Below are 17,415 nucleotides of genomic sequence, written 5' to 3' on the forward strand. Positions count from 1 at the left end.
AACCTTTTGGTAACCGCGTTGGGCATAGTTTGGCGACTATCTAACCAGCCCGAAAGACGGGGGCAACCATGCGTGTTCTGGCACGGGTCGAGACCGCGCTTTTGTATCAGGCCGGGTATCTGTTTCCATGGTCCCCGGTCTGTCTGGCCATCGGCATCGGACTGTATTTCGGCGTGCGGTTCGAGCCGGATTGGCTGGTCTACGCTGGTCTGGTTGCACTTGCGGTGGTGTTCATCGGCCTGCGCTTTGTTCTACCGTCAGGGTGGGGCTCGTTGATGATCGGGGGCGCTCTGGTCATCGCCGGGTTCGCTCTGGCAGGCGCACGGGCGCATCAGATGGCAGAACCGGTTTTGTCATGGCGATACTACGGCCCGGTCGAGGGGCGGGTCGTTGCCATTGACCGCTCCGCCTCGGATGCTTTGCGACTGACGCTGGATCAGGTGCGCATTGGGGATGTCCCGCCGGACCGCAGGCCGCAGCGAGTTCGATTGTCGGTTCACGGCGGCTCGGGGCCGATCAGCCCGGGCCAAAGGATCATGACAACCGCCCACCTGTCGCCACCGCAGGGGCCGGTCGAACCCGGCGGGTTCGATTTCCGCCGTCATGCCTGGTTTCAGAGACTGGGCGCGTTGGGATACTCGCGGGTGCCGATCATGACTGTCGCACCGCCCGAGAATGGGATCGAGGGTGTCCGGATCACAGCATGGCGCATGGCCATCTCGCACCGGGTGCGCGAGGTGCTTCCGGGCGAGGTCGGGGGCTTTGCGGGCGCGGTCACCACCGGAGACCGCAGCGGCATGGGGCAGGAGACGCTGAACGCACTTCGGGTTTCGAACCTTGCCCATTTGCTGGCTATTTCGGGCCTGCATATGGGCCTGCTGACCGGGTTCGTCTTTGTCGCCTGCCGGATTGGCCTGTCGGCGATTCCTGCATTGGCCCTGCGCGTGCCGGTGCGCAAGATCGCGGCCGTCTGCGCTTTGATCGCTGCGGTCATTTATCTGATGCTGTCCGGCGGCAATGTAGCGACCGAGCGCGCGTTCATCATGGTCAGCGTCATGTTCGCAGCGATCCTGATCGACCGCCGTGCGATATCATTGCGGGCGGTCGCCGTGGCCGCACTGATCGTTCTGTTTCTAAGGCCCGAATCCCTGCTCAGCCCGGGGTTCCAGATGTCTTTTGCCGCCACAACCGCGCTGGTCGCCGTGTTCGGAGCGCTGCGCGACTGGGGCCCCGCGCCCGGCCCGAAATGGTTAAAACCCGTCATTGGCGTTCTGATGTCCTCGGCCATCGCAGGGCTGGCGACGGCCCCAATTGGGGCTGTGCATTTCAACACCATGTCGCATTTCGGCTTGCTGGCAAACATCCTGTCCGTGCCGGTGATGGGCAGCATTGTGGTCCCCTCTGCCGTCCTCGCCGCGCTCTTGGCACCGTTCGGGCTGGAGGCGGTGGCCCTGACCCTCATGAGCGTCGGATTGCGCTGGATTCTCTTTGTGTCCGAGTGGGTTTCTGGCCTGGACGGCGCGCAGGGCTTTGTCGTCAGCCCGCCGTGGTTTGTCTTGCCGGTCCTCGTGATGGGGGGCTTGGGGCTGGCGCTGTGGCAGGGCCGGGCGCGGTGGGTCGGGGTTATGCCGGTGATTGGCGCGCTGCTGCTGTGGCAGCCAACCAGCCGGCCTGATGTTCTGGTGGCAGAATCCGGTGGGCTGGTCGGGGTCATGACCCAGCAGGGACGGGCGCTGAGCAAGGAAAAAGGCAGCGGCTTTGTTGCAACCGTGTGGCTTGAGAATGACGGTGACGGTGTTGACCAGACGCAGGCCTCGCAAAGATGGCCGCAAGAGGATGGGCTGGTTCAGCGCTTTGCGTTCAAGGGTAAAGAACTGGTCCACATCACCGGAAAGCGGGCGGCGCGCGGGTTCGATGAATGCCGCGAGGATCAGATCATCGTGTCCTCAGTATCATTGAACCTGCAGGGCAAATGCGGGTTGTTCGACCCCGAGCGCCTGCTTGAAACCGGCAGTCTGGCGTTTTCAGGTGGAAAGCTGACGACAAGCGCCCAGATGACGGGGCACCGTCTGTGGTCTCCAAAATCCCCGGCGGTCCGACGTGGGAAACAGGATCAGTAGGTGCGGATCAGGCCCACCAGTCGCCCCTGAACCTTGACCTTATCCTCGGGTAGTACCCGCGTTTCATAGGCTGGGTTCGCGGCTTCCAGCGCTATGGCGTTGCCACGGCGGAAGAAGCGTTTCAGCGTGGCTTCCTGATCCTCGACCAGCGCGACGACGATATCGCCATTATCGGCAACGCCGGTTTCGCGGATCACCACCACATCGCCATCATTGATCCCGGCGTCGATCATCGAGTCGCCGCGCACCTCAAGCGCGTAGTGCTCCCCTTTGCCCGACACCATGGTACCCGGCACGGCAACCCGGTGCGAGACATGGCTGATCGCCTCAATCGGAACACCGGCGGCGATCCGGCCCATCACAGGCAGTTCCATCGCATCCACCGAAACCGGCTCAAAATTGGCGGGGCGCGGGCCAGAGGGCTTGTCGCCTTCGATCACACGCGGGCTGAATCCGGCTGTGGGTTCGCCACCCAGACTTTCGGGCAGCTTCACAATCTCGATGGCGCGGGCGCGGTGGGCGAGGCGGCGGATAAAGCCGCGCTCCTCCAGCGCGGTGATCAGCCGGTGAATTCCGGATTTCGAGCGCAGGTCCAGCGCCGCCTTCATTTCATCAAAACTGGGCGGAACACCGTCCGCCTGCACGCGTTTGTGGATGAATTCCAGTAAATCCAACTGCTTCTTGGTCAACATCGCTCATACCTCGTCGCTCATGCGTTTTCTTTTGTTCTACGCATGTTCACGTTTTGTGTCAACGGATTTGGCGCGATGTCAAATTGGTAGGTATGAAACCTGATCCCCGACCTTTAGCGGCGGATCATTCGGGGGACGCACCAGCAGCGCACCGGCCTGCGCCAGCACGCTTAGCAGCGAGCTATCCTGATCCGCACAGGCGCGGATGCCGTTTTCGTCCAGGTTGGCGCGCATATAATGTTCACGCGGACCATTTGCATCCAACGGTTCCGACAGCACAGCCTGCTGAAGTGGCGGCAGTACCTGAGTCAGCCCCAGGATGCGACGCACCATAGGCGCAAGGAACAAATACCCGCAAATCATTGCACTGACAGGATTTCCGGGCAGTCCAACCATCGCCGTATCGCCCATCCGACCCGCCATCAGAGGTTTGCCGGGGCGCATACGGACTTTGTAGAAGGACCGCTCCATCCCCAAACTCTGCGACACCTCCGAGACCAGATCGTAATCACCAACCGAAGCCCCACCAATTGTCACCACCAGATCGGCACCTTTTGCCAGACCAAAGGCCGTTTCCAGCGAACTGATCGTGTCCCGCGCAATCGGCAAGACCCTGACATTGGCCCCCAAACCTTCTAGCAAGGCCTGAAGGCCAAAGGTGTTTGATGCGATGATCTGATCGGGGCCGGGCGTTTCGCCGGGCATCACCAGCTCATTCCCGGTCGAGATCAAGGCAACGACCGGCTTTCGCGTCACGGGGACTTGCGGGATGTTCATCGCCGCCATCAGCGCAACATCCTCAGCCCGGATCAGACGCGGGGCCCGGACGCGTGTGCCCTTGGTAAAATCCACACCAGCATGCCGGATATTGGACTTGGCACTGGGCGTTTCGCTGATTGTGATCAGATCGCCCTTTTGGTCCACGTTTTCCTGAATGACGATGAAGTCCGCGCCTTCCGGGACGGGGGCCCCGGTGAAGATGCGAACAGCTTGCCCTGCACCCACGGCCCCGTCGAACCTGTGGCCCGCCGTCGCCTCGCCTATGACTTTGAACATGGCGTGCAGTTCGACCTCGGCCGCCTTGACGGCATATCCGTCCATTGAAGACGCCGCGAACGGAGGTTGATCCAGCGTCGCCATCACGTCTTGCGCCAGAACGCGACCGGTGGATTTCTCCAGCGGAACATGTTCAACCGGCAGGGGTGACGCCAGATCGAACAGCAGCGCGCGGGCTTCTTCTACGCTAATCATGTTGCCTCGTAACGTCCTGATTTTCCGCCGTCTTTCAAAAGAACGCGGATACCGCCGATCTCCATCGCTTTGTCCACGGCCTTGGTCATATCATAAACCGTCAGCGCAGCAGTCGAGGCTGCTGTCAGCGCCTCCATCTCAACCCCGGTTTGGCCCGAGGTTTTGACCGTTGCCTCGATCTGCACGCCGGGAAGGTCGGGATCGAGGGTCAGCTCGACCGCAACCTTGGTCACCGGCAGCGGATGGCAGAGCGGGATCAGATCCGGCGTCTTTTTTGCACCCATGATGCCCGCCAGGCGCGCAACACCCAGAACATCGCCCTTTTTGGCGCGGCCTTCCGAGATGAGGTCAAAAGTTTGCTGTGCCATTTTGATGTGCCCTGCGGCAACGGCCACACGATCCGTAAAGGCCTTATCCGAAACATCCACCATATGCGCCTGTCCTTGCGCGTCGAAATGGGTCAGCGGCATCACATCACTCCGGGTATCAGGGGGTTAGTCAGCAGGTGCCGGGTCGCCGAGGTGACATCGTCCTGCCGCATCAAGCTTTCACCGATCAAGAAGCAGCGGGCACCGTATCGAGCGATATCCGAAAGATCCTCGGGCGTGCTCAGGCCGCTTTCGCAGACGATGGTCCGGTCGCCTGGGACCAGTTTCGACAGCCGCCGCGTGGTATCAAGAGTGGTCTCGAACGTCTTGAGATTACGATTGTTTATCCCGATCAAGGGGCTTTTCAACTGTGTCGCGCGCTCCACTTCGGCCTCGTCATGAACCTCGATCAGAACATCCATGCCCCAGTCAAAGGCGGTTTGTTCCAGTTCGGCGGCCTGTTCATCCTCGACCGAGGCCATGATGATCAGGATGCAGTCTGCGCCCAATGCGCGGGCCTCCACCACCTGATAGGGGTCGTACATGAAGTCCTTGCGCAGCGCGGGTAGCGACGTTGCCGCGCGGGCCTGGGTCAGAAAGTCCTTGGCCCCCTGGAAACTGGGCGTATCGGTCAGAACGGACAGGCAGGCCGCGCCGCCTTCTTCGTAGGCTTTTGCCAGTACGGGCGGATCAAAATCGGGGCGGATCAGACCTTTGGAGGGGCTGGCTTTCTTGACCTCGGCAATCAGGCCGTACCCCTGACGGGAAGCAGCCTGCAGCGCCTTGGCAAACCCGCGCACTTCGGATGCGCTGCGGGCTTCGCCTTCGACCTCGTCCAGCGATTTCTGCGCCTTGTCCGCCGCAACTTCTTCCAGCTTGTAGGCTTTGATTTTGTCCAGAACAGTCTCGGTCATGCGGCTTCCTGTGTGATGCGGGCCAGGGCGGTGATCTTCTCTTTGGCCTTGCCGCTGTCTATGCTTTCTGCAGCTTTTGCAACACCTTCGCGCAAATCGTTTGCCGCTTCTGCAACGACCAGAGCCGCCGCCGCGTTCAGCAATACAGCGTCCCGATAAGCCGAGGGTGCGCCGTCCAACAATGCGCGGAAGGCTGCGGCGTTTTCCTCGGGAGTACCGCCGACGATGTCGTCGAAGGGATGAACCGGCAATCCCGCGTCTTCCGGGTGCAGTTCCACCTCTTTGACCCTACCGTCTTCTAGCGCGGCGACCCAACTGACGCCGGTGATCGTCAACTCGTCCGTACCGTCCGAGCCATGCACCAGCCACGCGCGGTCCGAGCCCAGCAAGCCCAGCGTTTCCGCCATCGGGCGTATCAACTCGCGGCTAAAGGCCCCGGTTAGTTGGCGTTTCACACCCGCCGGGTTGGTCAGTGGCCCGAGAATATTGAAGATCGTGCGTGTGCCAAGTTCCTGCCGCGAGGGCATCACATGGGCAATCGCCGGGTGATGCATCGGGGCCATCATGAAGCAGATCCCCGCGTTGCTCAGCGCCTTTTCCACGGTCTCAGGGCCGACCATCACGTTGATGCCCATCTGCCCCAACGCATCCGCCGCCCCGGATTTGGAACTGAGGTTCCGGTTGCCGTGCTTGGCAACGGTGACGCCCGCGCCGGCCACCACAAAGGCAGTCGCGGTCGAGATGTTCAGCGTACCCTTGCCATCGCCACCCGTGCCCACGATATCCATCGCGCCGGCCGGGGCCGAAACCGCGTTGCACTTGGCACGCATCACAGCGGCGGCTGCGGCGTATTCATCCACCGTTTCACCGCGCGTGCGCATGGCCATCAGCAGACCGCCGATCTGGCTGGGGGTGGCCTGGCCGTCGAACAGAATGCCAAAGGCCTGTTCGGCCTCGGCACGGGTCAGGGGCCGGTCGGCGGCGGCTCCGATCAGCGGTTTCAAAATGTCGCTCATGCGGGGACTTTCAGTTCTTGCAGGAAATTCTTGAGCAGGGCGTGGCCGTGTTCCGAGGCGATGGATTCCGGGTGGAACTGGACGCCGTGGATCGGAAGCTCTTTGTGCTGCAGGCCCATGATCGTGCCGTCTTCCAGCTCTGCCGTGATCTCAAGGCAGTCGGGCAGGGTTTCGCGTTCGACGATCAGAGAATGATAGCGCGTCGCCTCGAACGGCGAGGGAAGGCCAGCGAACACGCCTTTGCCGGTGTGATGCATCGTGCCCATCTTGCCATGCACGATCTCATGGCAGCGGATCACCTTGCCGCCAAAGACTTGACCGATGGTTTGATGGCCAAGGCAGACGCCCATCAGCGGCGTTTTGGTCTCGGCTGCGGCTTCGGTCAGGGCCAAGCAAATCCCGGCCTGATCCGGGTCACAGGGGCCGGGGCTCAGCAGGATGCCAGCGGGGTTCATCGCCATCGCTTCCTGCACATCCAGCGCATCGTTCCGGCGAATGACCATTTCGGCGCCAAGTTCGCCCAAATAATGTACCAGATTGTAGGTAAACGAGTCGTAGTTGTCGATCAGCAGCAGCATTTGGGCACTTATCTCGGCTTGGGCATTTCGGGCTGGCGGTACAGCCCCGGGCCACGGTATAATGTCGGGACATACATGCTCAGGCTTGTGCGGCAGCGTCAAGAGGACATCCCCCTTCGACGCACCATCAGGTCGAGCGTCGCGGGAGACGGCGCAGGGATGAGCAGAGCAGTAGATGAGGCGAAAGGCAAAAGTAATGGGCGGATTTATCGGAGGAATGATCGCTGGCGCGGTCGTTGTTTTGATTGCGGGCGCGGTTTTGTCACTGAACACTCCGCTGAACAGCAAACCCCAGATCGCAACGAAAGCGCCTGAACCTGCGCCGGTCGAACCGGCAGAGGTGCCGGATGAGGTCGCAGCGGCTGGATCAGACGCCGATCTGGTCGAATTGCCGCCCCGTGGGCCAAAAGTCGCCGAAGAGGAAACCGATGATCTGGCCGATCTGGCCGGGGTCGAAAAGGCCCCCGACAGCCAACCCGCGCTGGAGAATGAGGTTCAGGCGCTTGACCAGCCTGACTTGGCCGAGACGACCGAGGTTGCCGTTGCCACCGACGCGCCCGTAGCACCTCCGGCCCCGGTTGCGGTTCCGGCTTCTCTTGAAAAAGAGGTGGAGCCGGTTGTCATCGATCAGGCACCTGAGCCGCCCGCGCCGGAAACGACCGAGATTGCCTTGCTTGAGCCTGAGCCCGAGCCGCAGCCGGAACCCGTCGCGTTGCCCGAGGTTTCGGAACCCACGCAGGAGCCCGAGGAAGAGAACCCGTTCGAGAACAGCCCGATTGCGGTTGAAGGCGACGAAGACGCGCTGCCGCGCAAGCTGCCCCGGATCGCCGCTTTGCCGCAGATTGGTGGAGAGCAGGCTGCCGAGGGCAGTTCCACCGTTGGAACCCGGGTGGTTCCTCTGACGGAACGGGACGAAGAACCGATCACCACCGAAGCACCTGCGGAAGTGCCGGTTGGCAAACCGATTGAAGCGTTCGCCGCGTCATTCCAGAACCCCGAAGCCAAACCGCTCATGTCGATCATTCTGATTGACGACGAAGGCGCGTTCGGGGCCGAGGCGCTGCAGGATTTCCCATATCCGATCAGCTTTGCTGTCAGTCCGTCTGACCCGGCCGCCGCCGAAAAGATGGCCCGCCACCGCGCCGCCGGTTTCGAAGTTCTGGCGATGGCCGACCTGCCCGAGGCCGCAAGCGCACAGGATGCCGAGGTGTCGATGGCCGTCTGGCTGGACACTCTGCCCGAGACGGTCGGAATTCTGGAAGGGACCAGCACCGGTATTCAGGGCAACCGCAAACTGGCCGATCAGGTTGCTGCGATTGCCGGTGGAACCGGGCGTGGCCTGATCACGCAGGACAATGGTCTGAACACGGTGCAAAAGCTGGCGGCCCGCAACGGCGTGCCCTCGGGCGTGGTGTTCCGCGACATTGATGGCGCGAGGCAGGATCCGAAGATCATGCGTCGCTTTTTGGATCAGGCCGCGTTCCGCGCTGGTCAGGAGGGGACGGTCGTGATGCTGGGCCGCGTGCGCCCCGAGACCATTTCGGCCCTGTTGTTGTGGGGTTTGGAAGATCGCGGCAGCCGGGTGGCGATGGCCCCCATCTCGGCAGTCATGATGCGGGAAATTCAGTAGTACCGACTGCGAAAAACAGTTTGAGGGCGGTGGTCAGCGAACCTGCCGCCCTTTTTCTTAGCTGTTGCCCGAGCCGGTAAACCGCGCCGCATCCGCAGCAGCGCGGCGGATGGCGTTGGATTTGTGCACTGTCTCCATATACTCAGCCTCGGGGTCGCTGTCATACACAACGCCTCCACCGGCCTGAATATAGAGCTTGTGATCCTTCACGATGGCCGTGCGCAAGGCGATGCACATATCCATGTCGCCGCCCGCGCTGAAATAGCCGACACCGCCGCCATAGACACCACGCTTTTCGGGCTCTAGCTCGTCGATGATCTCCATCGCGCGGACTTTCGGCGCGCCTGATACGGTGCCCGCAGGCATCCCGGCAAAGAAGGCATCCAGCGCGTCTTTATCCTCAGCCAGTTCGCCCACCACGTTGGACACAATGTGCATGACGTGGCTGTAGCGCTCGATGATGAATTCCTCGGTCGGGCGCACCGTTCCGATCTTGGCCACGCGGCCCGTGTCATTGCGGCCAAGGTCAAGCAGCATCAGGTGCTCGGCCAGTTCCTTTTTGTCGGCCAGCAGATCGACCTCGTTCGCCTTGTCCTCTTCCGGCGTTGCACCGCGGGGGCGGGTGCCTGCGATGGGGCGGATGGTGACTTCGTTGCCGAAAACGCGCACCAGAATCTCGGGGCTTGCGCCCACGACCTGAAAACCGCCGTGATTGAAATAGAACATGAACGGAGACGGATTGGTCCGCCGCAGCGAGCGGTAGAGCGCAAAGGGCGGCAGCGGGAAATCTTGCGTCCAGCGTTGCGCTGGCACGACCTGAAAGATATCGCCTGCGCGGATATATTCCTTGGCCCTTTCAACCGCCTCCATATAGCCCGGTTTGGTGAAGTTCGACACCGGCGGCGCGACCTCAGAGGCATCACCCAGATCGCGGGTTTCGGCGGGCATCGCACGTTCCAGATCGCGCACGGCGTCCATCACCCGTTCAGCGGCCTGAGCATAAGCCGCCTTGGCCGACTGCCCGTCACTGACCCAGGCGGGGGACACGACCGTGACTTCGCCCTTCACCCCATCCAGCACCGCAACAACCGACGGGCGCAGCATGATCGCATCGGGCAGGCCCAGCGGGTCGGGGTTGACGTCCGGAAGATGCTCGACCAGCCGCACCATGTCATAGCCCAGATAGCCAAACAGCCCCGCCGCCGCCTGAGGCAGATCGTCTGGCAACTCGATCCGGCTTTCGGCCAGCAAAGCGCGCAGGTTGTCCATCGGGTTGCCGTCCTGCGGCGCAAACGCGTCAGCGTCGAACCGGGCCGAGCGGTTCAGTTCCGACGTCTCACCCCGGCACTGCCAGATCAGGTCGGGCTTCATCCCGATGATCGAATACCGCCCGCGGACCTCGCCGCCTGTGACGGATTCCAGCATGAACGCGTCTTTCTGCGCGCCGGTCAGCTTGAGCATCAGCGAGACCGGCGTGTCCAGATCGGCCGCCAGACGAGTGTAAACGACCTGATTTTCGCCCGCCTCATAGGCGCGCGCAAACGTGTCGAAATCGGGGGTCAGCGCCATGTGGGCCTCGTGTTAATAGCTCGCCTGCACGGCGTTCAGGGCCTGCTGGTCGATGACCGGGCGCGCGCGGGTCTGGGCATCGCGGACATAGGCGTCGAAGATGTTTTGCGCCAAGGCCTGATCCAACTGGGCGGAAAGCGCCTGTTGCATCTGGCGCAGTTCGTCGGTTTCGGCGGGGGGCAGAATTTCGTCCAGACGCACGATCATGGCCGCGCCGTTGCCGCCAATTACGCGCAACTCGCCGGGCTCCATCTGAAAGACCTCGGTCATGAAGTTCGGCGGAACATCGTCAAGGAACGCGGTCCGTGTCAGGGCGTTTTCAACACGGAAGGGCAGACCGGTCTCTGCGAAGTCCCCATCTGTAGCCAGTTGTGTCAGAACGGAATTCGCTTGCTCCTGCAACGCCTTGCCGGTTTCCTCCTGCACCCAGGCGGCGGCAACGCGGTCGCGAGCGCTGTCCAGCGGTTCGGGACGGCGGGGCAGGGTTTCGTTCAGACGCAGCGCGAAGATCGAGCCGTCTTCGAGGAAGCCAATCTCGGGGAAATCTCCGTCCCGCACGGCTTCGGCAGCGGTGCGGAACCCGTCATAGGCGGCAACACCGTCCGAACTGTCGCGGGTCCAGTCGATTTGGCCCAGTTCCATTTCGGTCTCGGCGGCCAGTTCTTCCAACGTTGCGCCACCGGCCAGCATGTCGTTTATGTCCTCGGACTGCGCCTCGATCAGACGGCGGGCGCGATCAGAGGCGAGTTCTTCGCGCAGGGCGGGTTCGGCTTCCTCAAACGGCACGTTGTTTGCGGCCAGCGAGCCGTTGATGCGGAACAGGGCGGGGCCGAAGACTGAAGGAAGCGGGCCGACGACGGCATCAATATCGGCGGCAAACACCGCGTCCGCAGCATCGCCAAGGTCTTCCCGCGTCACATCGCCCAGATCAATATCGCTGAGTTCCAGGTCCCGGTCGCGCACCAGTTGTTCAAAGGTTGTACCGCCGACCTCTAGCTGGGCCTTGGCGTCGTTTGCAGCCGCTTCATCGGGGAAGTTCAGGCGCTCGACCAGGCGGCGTTCCGGCTGCTGGAATTCGGCGATGCGCTGGTCATATAGACGGCGCAGCGAGTCCTCGTCGACCTCGACCGTGTCAACCAGCATCTCGGGCGAGAGAAGGGTATAGGTCAGGCGTTTGGTGCGGGGCAGGGTGAAGCGATCCGTGTTTTCGTCGTAAAAGGCCTGAACTTCGGCGTCGGTGGGGTCGGCGACGGGCGTGGCCAGTGCATCGGCACCGACTGTCGCAACGGTAAAGCTGCGCCGTGCGCCGATGTAATCGGTCAGAGTGTCTGTCAGCGTGGCAGGCATCGTCACCCCGCCCATCAGTGCACTCTGAACGATGGTACGGGCCGATTCCTTGCGCAGATCATCCTCGAACTGGGAATCGGTCATCCCAGCCTGTTCAAGTTGGAAGCGATAGGTTTCGCGGTCGAACGTTCCGTTGACGCCCTGAAACGCAGGGATCGAGACGATTTCGTCTTGCAGGTTTTCGTCGCCAATCGAGATACCAAGCTGCGCGACCTCATTATCCAGAGCTGCCACCGCTGTCAGCCGCGACAGGGCGAGTTGTTCAAGGCCCAGTTCGCGCGCCTGTGACATCTGCATGGTCTGGCCGGTCTGTGCCTCAACCGCGCGGATTTCGCGCTGCAACTCGCGTACATAAGCGTCGACGGACACACTTTCGTCCCCAACCTGCGCAACCGTGCGGATGGTGCCGGTCAGGCTGGTCGCACCAAATCCGGCAAGGCCCAGAAACAGAAGGCCCATCAGAATCCAGACAAAGGTTTTCGAAAGACTTTTAACGCCTGCGGCCATGGTGCCCTCTTGTTTATTGGCAGGTTGCTGCCCTGTCGGTTGCGGCCCTGAATACGATGCGCGCCGCCGAGGGGCAAGCTTAGAAGGACAGCGCCTGCAAACGGTCAAACAATTGGTCGATGCCCGCACGATCAAGGTTGGCAAACGCAACCCGGACCTGACGCTGTCCCGCCGGGTCGTGGTCCGGCATGAACATGGTGCCGGGCAGCAGCAGAATACCGGCCTCGGCCACCAAGCGCCGCGCCAGTTCGTCCGAGGGTATGTCGTAAGGGTGTTCCAGATAGGCGAAGTAGGCGCCAAGCCCCAGCAACCGCCAGCCCTTGGCGGTCAGCTTTGGCATGCCGTCAGCAATCGCCGCGCGCCGATCGAGGATTTCGTCGCGCTCACCAGCCACCCATTGCGACAGGTTTTCCATCCCCCAGAGCGCTGCGTACTGCCCGATCTGGCCGGGGCAGATGGCGACGGTATCAAGGAATTTCTCGACCTCAGCCAAAAGCGCGGCGCTTGTGGCGATGGCCCCGACGCGGTGCCCGGTCAGGCGATAGGCCTTGGAGAAGGAATAGAGGTGAACCAGCGTCTCGTCCCAGCCCGGTTGCTGGAACAGTTCGTGCGGCGGGCCGCTGCGGCTGTCGAAATCGCGATAGGTTTCGTCCACCAGCAACCGGATGCCGGTTTCGCGTGCCAGATCGTAGAAGGCTTTGACGAGGTCCGAGGGGTACTCGACCCCGCCCGGATTGTTCGGCGTGACCAACGCAATGGCGCGGGTTTTGTTAGTGATCAACTGCCGCGCGGCTTCGGGGTCGGGCAGAAGGTCATCGCCGGTCGGCAGGTCCACGGTGTGAACACCGGCCATATCCAGCCACATTTTGTGGTTGAAATACCATGGTGTCGGCAAAATGACCTCATCCCCTTCGTCGGTGAGGGCAGAGATGACCGAGGCAAATGCCTGATTGCACCCCGAGGTGATGCCGATCTGTTCTGGCGCAATCTGCGCGGCGTAATGCACGCCGATCTGCTGTGCCAGCGCTACGCGCAGGTCGGAGTTGCCCAAAACAGGGCCATAGAGATGCGCGCTGTCTTCGTTCACCGCGAAGTCGGCCATGGCCTGCCGCAGCGCCAGCGGCGGCGGATCGACCGGGGCTGCCTGGCTGACATTGATCAGCGGGCGGTCGGCAGGGAAGGTGACGCCTTCGAGCCAGCGCCGTGCCTCCATCACCGGAGGGGGAAAGGTGGCGCTGGTGCGGGTCTGGGTCATGAGGGGGCTTTTGCGAGGCTCTGCCTCGCGCTCCGAGGTATTTTTGAACAGAAGAAGTACTGAGGTCAGTCCGTGCCCCGGTAGGGCTCGACATATTGCAATGCCATGTCCCACGGGAAGAAGATCCATGTATCTTGGCTGACCTCGGTAATATAGGTGTCGACCATCGGGCGGCCTTTGGGCTTGGCGTAGACGGTGGCGAAATGGGCTTTGGGGTACATGTCGCGCACCAGTTCCAGCGTTTTGCCGCTATCGACCAGATCGTCGATGATCAGGACACCCTCACCGTCGCCCATCAGATCGGCGTTGGGCGCTTTGAGCACCTCGGCCTCACCCTGTGCCTGATGGTGGTAGGATTTCACGCTGACCGTATCGACGGTGCGAATGTCCAACTCGCGGCTAACGATCATTGCCGGGGCCATGCCGCCGCGGGTGATCGCGACGACGGCTTTCCATGCGCCATCATCCGGGCCTTGGCCATCCAAGCGCCAAGCGAGGGCGCGCGAGTCGCGGTGAATCTGGTCCCAACTGATGTGGAAGCCTTTTTCGTGGGGCAGTCGGTCCTTAGCGCTCATGATCTTAGCCCTTTTCGACGTCAGGCGCGTCAACAGCTTTCATGCCGACGATATGATAGCCCGAATCTACGTGCAGGTTTTCCCCGGTGACGCCGCTACTGAGGTCGGACAGCAGGTACAAAGCCGATTTGCCCACGTCATCGATGGTCACGTTGCGGCGCAGGGGCGAGTTATATTCGTTCCACTTCATGATGTAACGGAAATCGCCGATGCCGCTGGCGGCCAGCGTCTTGATCGGACCGGCCGAGATCGAGTTGACGCGGATGCCGTCCTTGCCCAGATCCTCGGCCAGGTATTTGACCGAAGCTTCAAGCGCGGCCTTGGCGACGCCCATGACATTGTAATGGGGCATGACCTGTTCTGCGCCGTAATAGGTCAGCGTGACGGCGCTGCCGCCCTCGGACATCATTTTCTCGGCGCGCTGCATGACGGCGGTAAAGGAATAAACCGAGATATCCATCGTCAGCTTGAAATTCGCCCGGCTGGTGTCGACGTAGCGACCGCGCAGCTCGTTCTTGTCCGAGAACCCGATGGCGTGGACGACAAAATCCAGCTTGCCCCATTTTTCCTCGAGCGATGTGAACAGCGCATCAATCGATGCTTCGTCGCTTACATCGCAGGGCAGTACGATTTCGCTGCCCAGTTGCGCCGCCAGCGGATCAACCCGCTTTTTCAGCGCATCGCCCTGATACGAGAAGGCCAACTCGGCCCCCGCGTCGGACAGGGCGCGGGCAATGCCCCATGCGATTGATTTGTCATTGGCCAGTCCCATGATGAGGCCGCGTTTCCCGGCCATCAACTGATTTGACATGTTTGGTTCTCCGCCTGTCCTTCGCGATGTGTTGCGTTGGTTTATGCCATTGGATGCGCTGCATCAAGGCCGTGCGCTCTTGCCCGCAGCGGGTTATCGCCTTAGGCTCCGGTTCAGGACGTTCCAGGGGATGGAAATGGGCGAACGCGATGGCATCTTTGCCGGCACCGATCCGTTTGAAATAGCGGCACGGTGGCTGGAAGAGGCCGAAAAGACGGAACCGAATGACCCGAATGCGATTGCACTGGCGACCGTTGATTCTGATGGTATGCCAAATGCGCGGATGGTTTTGCTGAAGGAAATCGAGCCGGGCGCGTTTGTGTTCTACACCAATTACGAGAGTGCCAAGGCGGCCGAGTTGGACAGCGCTGGTAAAGCTGCATTTGTAATGCATTGGAAATCTTTGAGACGCCAGCTACGTGTTCGTGGTACAATCACCCGCGAAAGTGGACCAAAGGCTGATGAGTATTATGCATCGCGGTCGCTCAAAAGTCGTTTGGGGGCGTGGGCTTCACGCCAGTCACAACCCCTAAGCAGCCGGACAGCCCTTATGGCCGAGGTTGCCAAAGTGACGGCGAAACTGGGTGCCAATCCACCGCGTCCCCCATTCTGGGGCGGGTACAGGTTGACGCCGATTGAAATCGAATTCTGGGCCGATGGTGCGTTTCGTTTGCACGACCGGTTCAGGTGGCAAAGGGATGCGCCAGGTTCCAAGTGGCAGGTACAGAGGTTGAATCCATGACGTTCACGTGTCGCGAAATGCAGTGGTCGGAAAACAAAAGATTTTTTCAGCTTGAATTTGCCTGCCATTCCCATAAACAACAAACCCTTAACGAAACGATAAAACTCGCGATGGGACAACCGTGCCTGACGATATGAACAGCATGTACCGCGTCCGTGGACACGTTAAATGGTTCGATCCCGCCAAGGGGTACGGATTCGTTGTGTCCGACGCAGGCGGTCCGGATATTCTGTTGCATGTGAATGTGTTACGGAACTTCGGCCAGAGCTCGGTCGCCGACGGGGCCGGGATCGAGATCATGACCCATCGTACCGATCGCGGCGTTCAGGCGGTTGAGGTGATTGCCGTCGACCCCCCCGCACGGGCCGATACGATGCTGCTGGCGGACTTTGCCGAGCTTGATCCGGCCGAGATCGCGGCAGCTCCGCTGGAAGCCGCGCGGGTCAAGTGGTTCGACAAGGGCAAGGGATTCGGTTTTGCGAATGTCTTTGGCCGGGGCGAGGATGTTTTCCTGCATATCGAGGTTCTGCGCCGGTCCGGCCTTGCCGATCTGCAGCCGGGTGAGGCGCTGGCGATGCGCGTGATCAACGGCAAACGTGGGCGCATGGCGGCACAGGTGCTGGCGTGGGAAGCGGCTCTGGACGACTGATCAACATGAGGCTGCGTCTGACACTTCTGGCTCTGCTTTCAGTGCTTTGGGCCGGAAGTGCAATGGCGGCCTGCAGTGCTGGGCGCGTTGATCTGCGCAACGACAAGTCTCAGGTCCGGTTTGATGTTGAGCTTGCGATTACGCCGCAGGAACGGTCGCGTGGTCTGATGTTTCGGGAATCGCTGCCCAGCCGCTCGGGAATGTTGTTTGTGTTCGACCCACCGCAACCGGTTGCGTTCTGGATGAAGAACACTCTGATTCCTCTGGACATGATTTTTCTGGACCGCACCGGGACGGTGACGCGCGTGCATGCCGATGCGATTCCCGGCGATCTGAGCATGATCGAAGGGGGCGAGTCGGTCTTTGCGGTACTGGAAATCAACGCAGGTCTGGCGGCCCGGTATCTGATCACACCGGGAACCCAGATGCGGCATAAGATTTTTTCACAAGGCCCTGCAATTTGGCCCTGTTAGGGCTTTTCAAATCAGATTGTCCCGTTTAGGAAGGCGCACGGTCCGGGGCGTGGCGCAGTCTGGTAGCGCACCTGTTTTGGGTACAGGGGGTCGTAGGTTCGAATCCTGCCGCCCCGACCACTTTTCCTATAACGCTGGTGATCCACCCATGTGCTGGTAAAGGGCGCCCAAGGCCTGATCCACGGCCTCGCTTTCTACGGGCACCTCTACCGTCGCACCGTTTCTCTGCGGCACATCGAAGAAAAGCCGCGCATCCACCCGATAACCGCCATCAGTCTTTGTTGATGTCAGGCGCATCACGCTTTGGGGCAGGTCTTGCGGGTCGCCGTCATAGTTCAGAATCAGATAGGCAGTCGCGTCCGGCGGCAACAACTCACGGCACTCATAGGTTCGGTTGCCGAGTTTTCGAAAGGACTCACCGGGCCCGGAACAGCCGGTTTCGAAGGTGTCGAACAACCGCTTGGGGTGTTGGTCGAACTCAGCGCTACGTGACGCAGGCGGCACATCTTGTTGTGCACAGGACACTAAAACAGCCAGTAGGGGAATGAAGCGAAATACCAGCATCTGTTTGTTTGCCCTCAATTCTTTGCACACCGCACGGGGTTTTTGGGTCGCCAATGCACCAGGTTTGGAGTGATTCTGTCCAAGCCTACCCAGTCGGCCACTGGTTGATCAAACGCTGATAACTATGCTGGTAAAAACGGCAATTTCATCTGGAACCCTCGAAAATAGGCGGAAATTTGCCGTGGATGAAGTTGTGGAGGAATCGTGTCCGTAAGAATCCGGTTCCACTCTGATAGTCCGGTCAACCGAAAAGATTTCAAAAATGACTGAAAAAGGCCGTTGACCTTGTATGGGTTCATACGCCAGATTGTATGAGCCGAAAGTGACTCCACTACATCTGGTAGAAAAGCCGGG

At 61.0% G+C, this 17,415-nt stretch carries 17 protein-coding genes and 1 tRNA gene; 6 read left to right on the forward strand and 12 right to left on the reverse strand.

Annotated features, from left to right (window positions below; translation table 11 throughout):
• Window positions 1–68 precede the first annotated feature (68 nt).
• The gene (locus ACR0NJ_RS02285; protein ID WP_480815504.1) at window positions 69–2,120 is read left to right on the forward strand and encodes a ComEC/Rec2 family competence protein; all 2,052 of its coding nucleotides are present in this window, start codon (window positions 69–71) and stop codon (window positions 2,118–2,120) included.
• Here the strand turns inward: ACR0NJ_RS02285 and lexA are convergent.
• The 6 genes from lexA to ACR0NJ_RS02315 all read right to left on the reverse strand — a co-directional run bounded on the left by lexA (window position 2,114) and on the right by ACR0NJ_RS02315 (window position 6,939).
• A complete protein-coding gene (gene lexA, locus ACR0NJ_RS02290) occupies window positions 2,114–2,812 on the reverse strand; it encodes a transcriptional repressor LexA (RefSeq protein ID WP_480815505.1) in 699 nt (232 codons plus the stop codon). The genes ACR0NJ_RS02285 and lexA overlap by 7 nt on opposite strands.
• 78 nt (window positions 2,813–2,890) lie before the next feature.
• On the reverse strand, window positions 2,891–4,063 hold the full coding sequence (locus tag ACR0NJ_RS02295) for a molybdopterin molybdotransferase MoeA (RefSeq protein WP_480815506.1): 1,173 nt from the start codon (window positions 4,061–4,063) through the stop codon (window positions 2,891–2,893).
• The gene (moaC, locus tag ACR0NJ_RS02300; protein ID WP_480815507.1) at window positions 4,060–4,533 is read right to left on the reverse strand and encodes a cyclic pyranopterin monophosphate synthase MoaC; all 474 of its coding nucleotides are present in this window, start codon (window positions 4,531–4,533) and stop codon (window positions 4,060–4,062) included. Before moaC ends, ACR0NJ_RS02295 begins: the two co-directional genes overlap by 4 nt.
• A complete protein-coding gene (trpC, locus tag ACR0NJ_RS02305) occupies window positions 4,533–5,345 on the reverse strand; it encodes an indole-3-glycerol phosphate synthase TrpC (protein WP_480815508.1) in 813 nt (270 codons plus the stop codon). The genes moaC and trpC overlap by 1 nt, the downstream gene beginning before the upstream one ends.
• Window positions 5,342–6,361 carry an anthranilate phosphoribosyltransferase gene (gene trpD / locus ACR0NJ_RS02310; RefSeq protein ID WP_480815509.1) on the reverse strand — a complete coding sequence of 340 codons (1,020 nt, stop codon included), beginning with the start codon at window positions 6,359–6,361 and terminating at the stop codon, window positions 5,342–5,344. The genes trpC and trpD overlap by 4 nt, the downstream gene beginning before the upstream one ends.
• A complete protein-coding gene (locus ACR0NJ_RS02315) occupies window positions 6,358–6,939 on the reverse strand; it encodes an anthranilate synthase component II (protein WP_480815510.1) in 582 nt (193 codons plus the stop codon). The genes trpD and ACR0NJ_RS02315 overlap by 4 nt, the downstream gene beginning before the upstream one ends.
• Before the next feature lie 196 nt (window positions 6,940–7,135).
• Here ACR0NJ_RS02315 and ACR0NJ_RS02320 point away from each other — a divergent pair, with 196 nt between their 5' ends.
• Window positions 7,136–8,569 (forward strand): divergent polysaccharide deacetylase family protein, encoded by a 1,434-nt coding sequence (locus ACR0NJ_RS02320; protein ID WP_480815511.1) that lies wholly within the window; start codon window positions 7,136–7,138, stop codon window positions 8,567–8,569.
• Between the two features lie 57 nt (window positions 8,570–8,626).
• On the opposite strand, the gene trpE is transcribed toward ACR0NJ_RS02320, so the two are convergent.
• The 5 genes from trpE to fabI all read right to left on the reverse strand — a co-directional run bounded on the left by trpE (window position 8,627) and on the right by fabI (window position 14,633).
• Window positions 8,627–10,138 carry an anthranilate synthase component I gene (trpE, locus tag ACR0NJ_RS02325; protein WP_480815512.1) on the reverse strand — a complete coding sequence of 504 codons (1,512 nt, stop codon included), beginning with the start codon at window positions 10,136–10,138 and terminating at the stop codon, window positions 8,627–8,629.
• Window positions 10,139–10,150: 12 nt separating this feature from the next.
• Complete coding sequence (locus ACR0NJ_RS02330; protein WP_480815513.1) at window positions 10,151–11,992, reverse strand: peptidyl-prolyl cis-trans isomerase; 1,842 nt, start codon at window positions 11,990–11,992, stop codon at window positions 10,151–10,153.
• Between the two features lie 79 nt (window positions 11,993–12,071).
• Window positions 12,072–13,247 (reverse strand): aminotransferase, encoded by a 1,176-nt coding sequence (locus ACR0NJ_RS02335; protein WP_480815514.1) that lies wholly within the window; start codon window positions 13,245–13,247, stop codon window positions 12,072–12,074.
• A gap of 65 nt (window positions 13,248–13,312) precedes the next feature.
• Window positions 13,313–13,822 (reverse strand): xanthine phosphoribosyltransferase, encoded by a 510-nt coding sequence (gene gpt / locus ACR0NJ_RS02340; RefSeq protein WP_480815515.1) that lies wholly within the window; start codon window positions 13,820–13,822, stop codon window positions 13,313–13,315.
• Window positions 13,823–13,826: 4 nt separating this feature from the next.
• Window positions 13,827–14,633, reverse strand: a complete 807-nt coding sequence (gene fabI, locus ACR0NJ_RS02345) for an enoyl-ACP reductase FabI (protein WP_480815516.1) — start codon at window positions 14,631–14,633, stop codon at window positions 13,827–13,829.
• A 136-nt stretch (window positions 14,634–14,769) separates the two neighbouring features.
• Here fabI and pdxH point away from each other — a divergent pair, with 136 nt between their 5' ends.
• The 4 genes from pdxH to ACR0NJ_RS02365 all read left to right on the forward strand — a co-directional run bounded on the left by pdxH (window position 14,770) and on the right by ACR0NJ_RS02365 (window position 16,617).
• Entirely contained in the window at window positions 14,770–15,375 is a 606-nt protein-coding gene (gene pdxH / locus ACR0NJ_RS02350) for a pyridoxamine 5'-phosphate oxidase (RefSeq protein WP_480815517.1), read from the forward strand.
• 142 nt (window positions 15,376–15,517) lie between these two features.
• The gene (locus ACR0NJ_RS02355; RefSeq protein WP_480815549.1) at window positions 15,518–16,024 is read left to right on the forward strand and encodes a cold-shock protein; all 507 of its coding nucleotides are present in this window, start codon (window positions 15,518–15,520) and stop codon (window positions 16,022–16,024) included.
• A gap of 5 nt (window positions 16,025–16,029) precedes the next feature.
• Window positions 16,030–16,497 carry a DUF192 domain-containing protein gene (locus tag ACR0NJ_RS02360; protein WP_480815518.1) on the forward strand — a complete coding sequence of 156 codons (468 nt, stop codon included), beginning with the start codon at window positions 16,030–16,032 and terminating at the stop codon, window positions 16,495–16,497.
• Between the two features lie 43 nt (window positions 16,498–16,540).
• Window positions 16,541–16,617, forward strand: a tRNA-Pro gene (locus ACR0NJ_RS02365).
• 6 nt (window positions 16,618–16,623) lie between these two features.
• Here the strand turns inward: ACR0NJ_RS02365 and ACR0NJ_RS02370 are convergent.
• On the reverse strand, window positions 16,624–17,061 hold the full coding sequence (locus tag ACR0NJ_RS02370) for a hypothetical protein (protein ID WP_480815519.1): 438 nt from the start codon (window positions 17,059–17,061) through the stop codon (window positions 16,624–16,626).
• Window positions 17,062–17,415: the final 354 nt, after the last annotated feature.

The organism is Ruegeria sp. F11 (genome assembly GCF_056533855.1).